General features: G+C 47.4%; 8 protein-coding genes, 1 pseudogene and 1 CRISPR repeat array. Of the genes and pseudogenes, 4 read left to right on the forward strand and 5 right to left on the reverse strand.

Going from position 1 to position 9,913, the window contains the following annotated elements; all coding sequences use genetic code 11:
• Positions 1–99: 99 nt before the first annotated feature.
• From PSI15_RS16205 to PSI15_RS16220, 4 genes are read left to right on the forward strand one after another with little or no spacing between them, the layout of a single operon-like run.
• Positions 100–1,521 carry an MBOAT family O-acyltransferase gene (locus tag PSI15_RS16205; RefSeq protein WP_273584432.1) on the forward strand — a complete coding sequence of 474 codons (1,422 nt, stop codon included), beginning with the start codon at positions 100–102 and terminating at the stop codon, positions 1,519–1,521.
• A complete protein-coding gene (locus PSI15_RS16210; RefSeq protein WP_273584433.1) occupies positions 1,508–2,644 on the forward strand; it encodes an SGNH/GDSL hydrolase family protein in 1,137 nt (378 codons plus the stop codon). The genes PSI15_RS16205 and PSI15_RS16210 overlap by 14 nt, the downstream gene beginning before the upstream one ends.
• Positions 2,631–3,851 carry an SGNH/GDSL hydrolase family protein gene (locus tag PSI15_RS16215; RefSeq protein ID WP_273584434.1) on the forward strand — a complete coding sequence of 407 codons (1,221 nt, stop codon included), beginning with the start codon at positions 2,631–2,633 and terminating at the stop codon, positions 3,849–3,851. Before PSI15_RS16210 ends, PSI15_RS16215 begins: the two co-directional genes overlap by 14 nt.
• Positions 3,852–3,871: 20 nt before the next feature.
• Entirely contained in the window at positions 3,872–4,075 is a 204-nt protein-coding gene (locus tag PSI15_RS16220) for a plasmid stabilization protein (RefSeq protein WP_273584435.1), read from the forward strand.
• Between the two features lie 116 nt (positions 4,076–4,191).
• Here PSI15_RS16220 and PSI15_RS16225 read toward each other — a convergent pair whose 3' ends face one another.
• The 5 genes and pseudogenes from PSI15_RS16225 to gntR form a co-directional block, all read right to left on the reverse strand.
• On the reverse strand, positions 4,192–4,482 hold the full coding sequence (locus PSI15_RS16225) for a helix-turn-helix domain-containing protein (RefSeq protein ID WP_045968497.1): 291 nt from the start codon (positions 4,480–4,482) through the stop codon (positions 4,192–4,194).
• Positions 4,483–4,641: pseudogene (locus PSI15_RS16230) on the reverse strand (type II toxin-antitoxin system RelE/ParE family toxin); the annotation flags it as partial.
• A gap of 123 nt (positions 4,642–4,764) precedes the next feature.
• A complete protein-coding gene (gene gntU, locus PSI15_RS16235; protein ID WP_273584436.1) occupies positions 4,765–6,102 on the reverse strand; it encodes a gluconate transporter in 1,338 nt (445 codons plus the stop codon).
• Positions 6,099–6,656 (reverse strand): gluconokinase, encoded by a 558-nt coding sequence (gene gntK / locus PSI15_RS16240; protein ID WP_273584437.1) that lies wholly within the window; start codon positions 6,654–6,656, stop codon positions 6,099–6,101. Before gntK ends, gntU begins: the two co-directional genes overlap by 4 nt.
• A 257-nt stretch (positions 6,657–6,913) precedes the next feature.
• Positions 6,914–7,909 (reverse strand): gluconate operon transcriptional repressor GntR, encoded by a 996-nt coding sequence (gene gntR / locus PSI15_RS16245; protein ID WP_273584438.1) that lies wholly within the window; start codon positions 7,907–7,909, stop codon positions 6,914–6,916.
• 355 nt (positions 7,910–8,264) lie between these two features.
• Positions 8,265–9,883: a CRISPR direct-repeat array (repeat unit 29 nt; unit sequence GTGTTCCCCGTGAGTGCGGGGATAAACCG).
• Positions 9,884–9,913: the final 30 nt, after the last annotated feature.

Below are 9,913 nucleotides of genomic sequence, written 5' to 3' on the forward strand. Positions count from 1 at the left end.
TCTCGATTATCCACTGTAAACACAGACAAATTCCATACTATAATGCACCTCGGAATTACATTCTTTCTCCCAACGATAAATGGTTAGCCAGAGCCTAATATGAATTTCTTCTCTTTTGAGTTTCTTGGATCGTTTGTTATTCTGCTGGTTGTCTATTGGCTTTTACAAAAAGCGCCCAGGCTACAGAATGGCGTGTTAATTTTAGTGAGTTATTTATTTGTATTCTCTTTTGCCGCAAAGTTCGCCTACATTTTATTCGCCTATACCCTGTTTATTTACTTTTTGGCGAATATTCTCAGCCATTATTTATCCAACAAGGTCATATTTACGCTACTGATATTCGGGCTCCTCGGCTGTTTCACGGCTTTCAAATATTATTCTTTTTTCCAAGAAGCCATTCAGCAAACATTCGCCAATGTGGGAATTAACGTAGAGCTGCCGGTACTGGAATTGCTCATGCCGCTGGGACTGTCATTCTATGCATTCCATTCTGTCAGTTATGTCGTCTCGGTGTGCAAGAAAGAGAAACCCGCCGCACCACTGCCTGATGTCATTTTGTATCTTTGCTTTTTTCCCAGCATCGTCGCCGGCCCGATTAATCGAGCCAAAGATTTGCTGCCACAGATTCAGGCATCATCCAGAATGATATTGGCGCCATTGAAAGCGCTGTTATTGATTGCACTCGCCATCACAAAACTCTTTTTGCTCAGTGCTACGCTCTCTGAATATTGGGTGAATCCCGTCTTTGAAGATCCAACTAGCCATCATGCCGGGCAAATTCTGGTGGCAATTTATGCTTATGCCTGGAATATCTACTTTAACTTTTCCGGCTATACCGACCTGGTGACAGGCATCGCCCTGCTATTAGGCTTCAACGTACCACGCAATTTCGATGCGCCCTATCTGGCTGAAAATTTACAGGTCTTTTGGCGACGCTGGCATATCAGCCTGTCAACATTTATCCGTGATTATGTCTATATTCCCTTGGGTGGTAACCAAAAAGGCACATTCCGCAAGAATCTGAATCTGTTCATCGCTATGGTCATTTCTGGCCTATGGCACGGCTCCGGGTTGAGTTTTATTATTTGGGGTGCTATTCATGGATTGGGGTTAATTTTGCAAAATATTAAAAATGCCCTGTTTCCTGCGGCGAAGAACCACAATAAGTCACAAGCCAAGCATCCCATTACCTTATTTTTATCCCGCGTGGCGACCTTTCATTTTGTCTGCTTTGCCTGGGTCTTTTTCCGTAGCCCGACATTGAATGATGCTCTGGCAGTATTAAATCAACTGTTCTCTGGCGAAATATTCGCATCCCTGTTATCCAGCGCTTCTCTATTAATCGTTTTCTGGGGGTTCTTTATTATCTATCCCTGGTTGGTGGATCTCAGAAACCAAATTGAAAAAAATCATGGCCTGATTTTCTGGGTTTATTATCCCATTCCTTTAGCCCTGATCCTTACTTTGGTCTTTATTTTGTCACCTTCAGGAATGCCGGGATTTATCTATGCTAACTTCTGAATTTATATTTAATCTTAAAAAAACTGGACAAGTGATTGGTATCGTGGCTTTGACCAGTTTACTGCTCATCTGGCTGAATCAGCGTTCGCTGGATAACTTCTGGCAGCAGAAATATCACCGCAATAGCCCTTGGACATCTCTCAAGGGAAAACCATTGTGGGATTTGGGGAATAATGTACAACAAGGTGCGATTGCGGCCAGTAAGACTTTTATGGCATATGCAAAGGGCAAATATCAGGATAACCCATCATCTCCCATTAATATCGATAATAGTCGGGCACTGTTTCCCGCTGATTTTCAGGTTGGTCTGCGCTTTCTGGAAGGATATGTGTATCCGATAGAAAATCTCTCTTTTACCTTTCCTGAGTTACTGAATAACGATATTAAGCTCACTCAGTCTGCTTTATTGCCAAATAAATCAGTACAAAATCCGGTGGTTGAAATTATTCAGAAAACCCACGTCAATCTGGATATAAAAGATAAGGTGTTATTTGCCGGTGATTCGATGATGCAAGGCGTTGCCCCACATTTAAAACGCCGGCTATTTCAGGAGTATGGCATTTCCAGTATTAATTTAAGTAAGCAGAGTACCGGATTGTCTTATCCGGGTTTCTTCGATTGGCCAAAAACCATCAACGACGCATTGAGAACCCACCCTGATATTAAGTTGATCATCATATTTTTAGGCCCGAATGATCCGTGGGATATGCCTTCTGGACACGGAGGCCCTTATTTGAAATTCGCCAGTGAAAATTGGGAGAATCTTTATCGCCAAAGAATTGAAACTATCTTAAATGACGCGCGCCAACGTCAGGTCGATGTTATTTGGGTTGGGCCGCCGAATATGCGCCAGAAAAAACTCTCCAGCAGTATGGCTTACCTCAATAAACTGTATCAGACAGAGGTTGAAAAAAAAGGAGAGATCTATGTTGCGGTTAATAATATGTTCAAATATCAGTCAGATAATTATTCAGATTATATTGGCGATGGCAGCAGTACCCTTAAACTCCGCAGCGGAGACGGTATTCATTTCAGTTTGAAAGGACAGCAAGCCATTGCGGATTATCTATTTTCATTGATCACATTTATTCAGGAGCCAGTTAAAGAAGATGCAACCATTTAGCCTGTTCCGTGGATTTTATCGAATAGTGGGTGCAGGTCTGGCGATTGCGCTTTTAGCCAGCCTGTTATCGTGCAAAGGGGAAAAATCCAAGCCACTATCGGAACGCCAAACCGCCCAAATGCACCGCCAACAACAATTGACCAATTTTGGTGATCCCAATTTCGCGCTATTGGCGGATAAACTGCGTCACAGCGATATCCGCCAGCTCCATGTTGTCCAGTTGGGTGATTCGCACACAGCGGCCGATTTCTTTACCGGTAAGTTGCGCAGTTTATTGCAGAACCATTATGGCGATGCCGGCCCCGGTTTTATTTCCCCCATGAGCATTCCCGGCCAGCGTAATGCCTTAGTGCAATTTGCCGGGGATAAAACCGGCTGGTGGCTTTCCAGCAGCCGCAAAGATAATCGGGCGGATTATCCGTTGGGGGGATTTATTGCTATCCCGGAAAAAGCCAACAGTTCGTTACAACTTAATTCTTCCTCTGCCCGTGACAAGTATTGGCTGAGTGCGCTCTATCAATCCCACGAACTAGCGCAAATCAAAACCTCATTTGCCACCATAGACTTACCGTCAACACAAAGTGAATGGCATTTCTCCCCAGAGCAGAGTGTCCGTTTCCCCATCCATCTTTATCCGCAAGATACGCAGTTGAAAATCGGCGGTTGGCTGGTAAGGCGGCAAAATCCGGGGGTGATGTTATCCGCATTGGGAATTAATGGTGCCACCATCAATATGCTGGATAAGTGGCAACCACAATGGATTGAAACGCTGGCTCAGATGAAACCGGATATGGTGATCCTCGCCTATGGCACTAATGAAGCCTTTAACGATTCGCTGGATTTAGCCGCTTATCAAAACGATCTGACCGCCAAAGTACAAGCGATCCGCAAGGCAATACCGCAAGCAGTTATCCTGCTGATTGGGCCGAATGATTCGCTGAAAAATAAGACTGCGACGAGCTGCGAAGAACAGCAACCTGCCCTGCTCGATAACGTGATTCAGGTTCAACAAACCGTTGCCAAAAAACAGCGCACCCTGTTCTGGAACTGGCGCGAATATATGGGTGGGCCATGTTCAGTCCGGGGATGGGAACAGCAAGACCTCGCACGTCCTGACTATGTTCACCTCTCTGCTGCCGGTTATGAACACAGTGCCGAAGCGCTTTATCAGCAGCTTATGGCGTTGTTAATGCACTATAGTGAATGAAATTCCAACAAGGGATCGATATGTCTTATCAAATTCTGACAACAATCGCGGCCAGTACCACCGATTTGAAACGCAATCCAATAGGAACGGTTGCGGATGGCGAAAACGGTGCCGTTGCCATCTTAGACCACAATGAACTTACAGAAGATGTCGAATTAAATCGCATTGTAGATGAACGCATGAAAGCCCCTGAATTTGTGAGCGTTAATCTCGATGACTTATAGTCTGAAATTACGCGCTTCTGGCTATCGCTTAGTCTATGAATTTAATGATAATCAAAAAAAGAAGCATGTCGGGAATGCCACATGCTTCTTTTATATTTTAAATATAGTCGGTTAGCTTATACCTGAAGCGCTAACAAGACATGCTCTGGATCACGTTCAATGGCACGTAAAAGCGCTTTTGCTGGTCCCGTAGGCTGACGGCGTCCTTGTTCCCAATTCCTCAATGTATCAACATTCACTGAAATCAATTTTGCAAATCCAGTCTGGGACAATCCCGTCAATTGACGAATGTGCTTTACCTGTACAGCAATTACGTGCGTTTCGCGAGAGGGTTCGCGAATACCATCAATAATTTCATTCATTTGCGTCATGCTTTCAGTCAGACGCTCAAACAATTTTGCATCCATCTACCACCTCTCATTGAGACTACGTAATATTTTTTTCTCTTTTTCCGTTAAATTATCTTTGATCCCTTTTTTATAGATTAGCAATAATCTGATTTGTGAATCAGATAATTTGTAGTAATAAATGATTCTCACACCACCACGTTTTCCTGTTCCAACTGACTGATAGCTTAATGATAGAAACAACAACCTTATGTTGAAAATATATTGAGAAATAGAAAAATTGATGAAAAAAAACGCCTTAATCAAGCAGTAAGGCGTTGTTAGAAATATCTTAAAAAGGCTTCACAACATGGCGAAATAGATCATGCCAACAATCGCGCCGGTTGTGCCAAGGATGGTTTCCATGATCGTCCAGGTTTTCAGGGTCTGTGCCTCTGTTGCACCGGTAAATTTACCGAACAGCCAGAAACCAGAATCATTCACATGGCTAAGTACCAAAGAACCGCCGGCAATACACACTGACAACGCGGCCATTTGCGCACCGGAATAGCCCAGTTCGCTAATCACCGGCAGAACCAACCCGACCGTGGTCAAACACGCAACCGTTGCCGAACCCTGAATCACCCGCACCGCCCCCGACAGAATAAAACAGGCCAGCGCAATGGGCAGACCAGCCCCGACCAACGCATTCCCCAATGCCGGCCCAACCCCTGAATCCACCAGCACTTGTTTAAAGACGCCACCTGCTCCCGTGACCAGCAAAATAATCCCCGCCGGTTGAATCGCTTCGGAACAAATATCCATGACTTTTTCTTTGCTCATGCCACGACGGATCGCCAAACCGTAAATCGCCACCAGACACGCAATTAAAATCGCAGTAAAAGGATGGCCGATAAATTCCAGCCACGGGTATAGCGTGGATTGTTGATCAACAAAACGCGCACCAATGGTTTTCAGACCCACCAACACCAATGGGAACAGGACTAACGCCAAGCTCAAACCCAAAGAGGGCATCTGATTTTTGCCAATACAGGGGGTACCCAGATCCTTGGGCAAATCCAGCGTCACATATTTACTGATAAGATTGCCGTACATCGGGCCAGCCAATAACATGCCAGGCACAGCCGCACTCAAGCCAATCAGGATCATCCAGCCAAAGTCAGCCCCCATCTGAGAAGCCAGCATCATCGGAGTCGGTCCCGGAACCAAAAATGCAGCCGCGGCGGCAACACCGGCAAACAGTGGGATCGCCAGTTTCACCACATTACCACGGGTGCGGCGCGCAACCGCAAATACCACGCCAATCAACAACACCACAGCCACGTCAAAAAACAGTGGCAGTGCACAGATAAGACCGGCAATCCCTAATGCGTAGTTCGCCCGCTTTTCACCAAAACAACCCAACAGTTTCACGGCAATCTGGTCTAACGCCCCGGTTTCATGCAGGATCTTGCCAAACATCGCACCAAGAGCCACAACAACCGCAAGGAAGCCCAACGTCCCTGCCATACCGTCCTGTATGGTTTGCGTGATTTTCTCCAATGGCATTCCAGAAAAAACCCCCGCGCCCACGGAAACCAGCATCAGGGCAATAAAAGCGTGCATTCTGGCTTTCATCACCAGAAACAATAACAGGAGAACCGAGCCGACGGCGGTCAGAACCAGAGTGACAGTACTCATGAATGCTCCTCGCTAATACGATCAATGGATTGAATATGTTCAATAACGTTAATTGCATTTTTGATGACGTCATCAAGAGCAGGTTGGATATCAATGTGATGGACATCGGTTTCGTCATTGGCCGGTTCTTCCAGTGTCTCAAATTGCGAGATCAGCATTTGCGGTTTGAAGAAGTGCCCTTTGCGCGCTTTCAGGCGGCTTTCAATTAAGTCAAAATCGCCTTTCATATAGAGAAATGACAGGTGGTTATTGCCCTCACGCAACCTATCCCGATAACTTTTTTTCAAAGCAGAGCACACGAGCAGAGAGGTGTGATTGGTACGCTGCATGGCAAAAATGGCGTCATTGAGTGCCTTCAGCCACGGCTGACGGTCATCATCATTTAAGGCGTGGCCCTGTGCCATTTTGTTAATGTTGGCACGGGGATGCAGGAAATCCCCATCCAGAAACGCCGCCCCCAATTCACGGGCAACACCATTGGCAACCGCGGATTTACCGCTGCCGGATACTCCCATCAATACAAAAACATGGTTTGGTTGTTGGATATCACTCATATCAAACTCCTTTATACGGATCTTTCTGCTTAGATATCCATTTGACTTATCTGCAAAATTTTTGCCATGAAATAATACCTACAAAATGTTACCGGTAACTTATTATCGGTAACATTAACAGCAGTACAGGATGGTGGGCAATCAATCAGGATCGCCAGAAAAGGAAAATGTGAGGCTTATCGCAATTGAAGATGGGAAATCATCATGTTGAGCTACAAAAATTAAACACTTTTATCTGCTAAACATTTTTTCATTTGTTAAACACTCTCGCCCAATGAAAGAGTAAATCCAACATCGATCAGCGTTTGCTCCAGTTTTTCTCCTTTCAAACGGGCAAGCAGGGATTCCGCAGCCTTGCGGCCGATGAGATCACGAGGCGTCAGCACACTGGCAAGTTTGGGCGTCATGACCTGACCGATATCATGGCCATGAAAGCCGGCTACCGCGATTTCTTCCGGTACTTTAATTCCTTGGCGCTGGCACTCAAAAATCGCCCCGATGGCAATATCGTCATTCGTACAAAACAGGCCATCAACTTCGGGATATTTCTGGCAGGACTCTTGCAAAAGCTGTGCTCCCAATGAATAGGAGGAACTAACGGGCGTCATCATTTTTCTCGCTTGCAGTCCGGCACTGTGCATTGCCATTTCAAACCCTTGCAAACGGATCAACGTCCGTTCATCCTGCCGTGCACCAAGATAAATGATATTCTTGCAGCCACGTTCGATCATCGCCAGCGTCATCTGACGCGCCGCGTCAAAATTATCGATCCCAACAGCAATATCCAGGCAAGGCGACACACTGTCCATCAATTCAACAACGGGAATGCCGACGGTCTGCAATACTTTCAACGTCTTAGGTGTGTGCGTGCGCTCCGCCAAAATCAGTCCATCAATATTGTAAGAAAGCAGGGAGAGCAAACGCTCTTCTTCTTTCTGGGCTGAATAACCATAGTGGGCAAGCATGGTCTGATAGCCGTTGCGATCCGTCACATGCTCGATGCCACGAATCACTTCGGCAAACACCTGATTGGTCAATGAAGGGAGCAAAACACCGATTGTGCGACTGGTGGAATTGGAAAGAATATCTGGCACGCGATTGGGAATGTAACTCAGTTGATCCACCGCTTCCGCTATTCGTTTTCCCAATGCCTCAGAAACCTGATCGGGATGACGTAAAAAACGGCTGACCGTCATTTTGGTGACCCCAACGAGGTCTGCAACATCTTGTAAAGCTGGGCGTTTTTTCTTCATTTTTAATGTAATACGATCAGTTATTGATAGGCACAAATGAATAACCTGCGGTTTTAACACATTTATACCTCATTACAACACGCTTTTGAGTGAAAAATGCCAATATACTCGCATCTTATTGATCAGCAAGGTCTGAAATTGTGATGAGTCACACGCGTCTGTCACTAACTCTGTGCCTTTGCTGCGCTCTCCTTTTATTCCTGCAACATTTTGTTGGTCTGGTCGATATGGATCAAATGTGACCTGCGTTACAAAGGCTAATTCGAGAAAAAAATTTGCCTGATTTATAGGCGGAAAAGATGGTAGAATTTTTTCGCCCTAAAAAGGGATTGTAAAACAGTGGGATAAAATTGGTGTGTTCCCCGTGAGTGCGGGGATAAACCGCGCTCTGGCTAGCTGGGAGTCATGCAAGCCCTGTGTTCCCCGTGAGTGCGGGGATAAACCGACCTGCAATGGGCGTGGCGAGGTGAGTCATTCGTGTTCCCCGTGAGTGCGGGGATAAACCGAAATCTGTCGTATTTTCCGCGTACCGCTGCATGTGTTCCCCGTGAGTGCGGGGATAAACCGCGATGCAGACCACCGTGGACCCTGACGGCGGTGTGTTCCCCGTGAGTGCGGGGATAAACCGGCTTGTGTTGCCATTTTAACCAGACTTTTAACGTGTGTTCCCCGTGAGTGCGGGGATAAACCGGATAAGCATCGTGACTACAGCATTAACTTTCAGTGTTCCCCGTGAGTGCGGGGATAAACCGGCCTCGGCAATGGGCATGGCGGGTTCGTTTGCGTGTTCCCCGTGAGTGCGGGGATAAACCGCATCTAGTAATCGGATAAATTCCTCTCTACTTGTGTTCCCCGTGAGTGCGGGGATAAACCGGTTCTGAACGGCCGACAAACCGATGTGCCGGGGTGTTCCCCGTGAGTGCGGGGATAAACCGGTCGAAACACAGGCAACGGATGCACAGGGTATGTGTTCCCCGTGAGTGCGGGGATAAACCGGATATTGATACCAATATGGAAATTATCTTTCAGTGTTCCCCGTGAGTGCGGGGATAAACCGCGAGACATAAACTCCCCTTATGATCTGTCAGAGTGTTCCCCGTGAGTGCGGGGATAAACCGGGTAAGGCGTTTGATGATTGTCTGAATGTTGCCGTGTTCCCCGTGAGTGCGGGGATAAACCGGACTTGTCGCGGGATTTGGATCTGCTCAGCAAGTGTTCCCCGTGAGTGCGGGGATAAACCGACGCCGAACCGGTCTTCACCCCCAACGACACAGTGTTCCCCGTGAGTGCGGGGATAAACCGCCTGAGCAGATCCGCGCGGCGATGCCCGGGACGTGTTCCCCGTGAGTGCGGGGATAAACCGTGAAAATTTCGGATGCAGACATGAGCGACTGAGTGTTCCCCGTGAGTGCGGGGATAAACCGATGAAGTGGTGATGCGGGCGGAGTGTAACGTGGTGTTCCCCGTGAGTGCGGGGATAAACCGCCTGAGTTAACCGATGGTGACGGCTTAAGTGTGTGTTCCCCGTGAGTGCGGGGATAAACCGCAGTTCTCCGATAGGGCGGAACCCTAACAAAAGTGTTCCCCGTGAGTGCGGGGATAAACCGGTCGTGATCAGGATCGCCCCGTCCGGGAAGAAGTGTTCCCCGTGAGTGCGGGGATAAACCGCATCCCCATGATGCGTTTAACATAGTCTTGAGGTGTTCCCCGTGAGTGCGGGGATAAACCGACAGCAGGCCGCCCCCCGCCAGTCCGACCAGCGTGTTCCCCGTGAGTGCGGGGATAAACCGCTGACACCGTTTGTCGGGGTATTTGACCATAGCGTGTTCCCCGTGAGTGCGGGGATAAACCGCCCGCATCTGTGCGTTATTCGTCTGACTGAAAGTGTTCCCCGTGAGTGCGGGGATAAACCGACGCCTTTGAAGCCATGCAGCAGGCTTACGATGTGTTCCCCGTGAGTGCGGGGATAAACCGGTGTCTGAACCTTCCAGCTCCGCTTCGGTG

The sequence above is a fragment of the Xenorhabdus sp. PR6a genome, from assembly GCF_028599065.1.
GTDB lineage: Bacteria > Pseudomonadota > Gammaproteobacteria > Enterobacterales > Enterobacteriaceae > Xenorhabdus > Xenorhabdus doucetiae.

Coding starts and splice junctions, on each gene's coding strand:
- PSI15_RS16205 (WP_273584432.1), top strand. CDS start 100: ATGAATTTCTTCTCTTTTGAGTTTCTTGGATCGTTTGTTATTCTGCTG.
- PSI15_RS16210 (WP_273584433.1), top strand. CDS start 1,508: ATGCTAACTTCTGAATTTATATTTAATCTTAAAAAAACTGGACAAGTG.
- PSI15_RS16215 (WP_273584434.1), top strand. CDS start 2,631: ATGCAACCATTTAGCCTGTTCCGTGGATTTTATCGAATAGTGGGTGCA.
- PSI15_RS16220 (WP_273584435.1), top strand. CDS start 3,872: ATGTCTTATCAAATTCTGACAACAATCGCGGCCAGTACCACCGATTTG.
- PSI15_RS16225 (WP_045968497.1), bottom strand. CDS start 4,482: ATGGATGCAAAATTGTTTGAGCGTCTGACTGAAAGCATGACGCAAATG.
- gntU (WP_273584436.1), bottom strand. CDS start 6,102: ATGAGTACTGTCACTCTGGTTCTGACCGCCGTCGGCTCGGTTCTCCTG.
- gntK (WP_273584437.1), bottom strand. CDS start 6,656: ATGAGTGATATCCAACAACCAAACCATGTTTTTGTATTGATGGGAGTA.
- gntR (WP_273584438.1), bottom strand. CDS start 7,909: ATGAAGAAAAAACGCCCAGCTTTACAAGATGTTGCAGACCTCGTTGGG.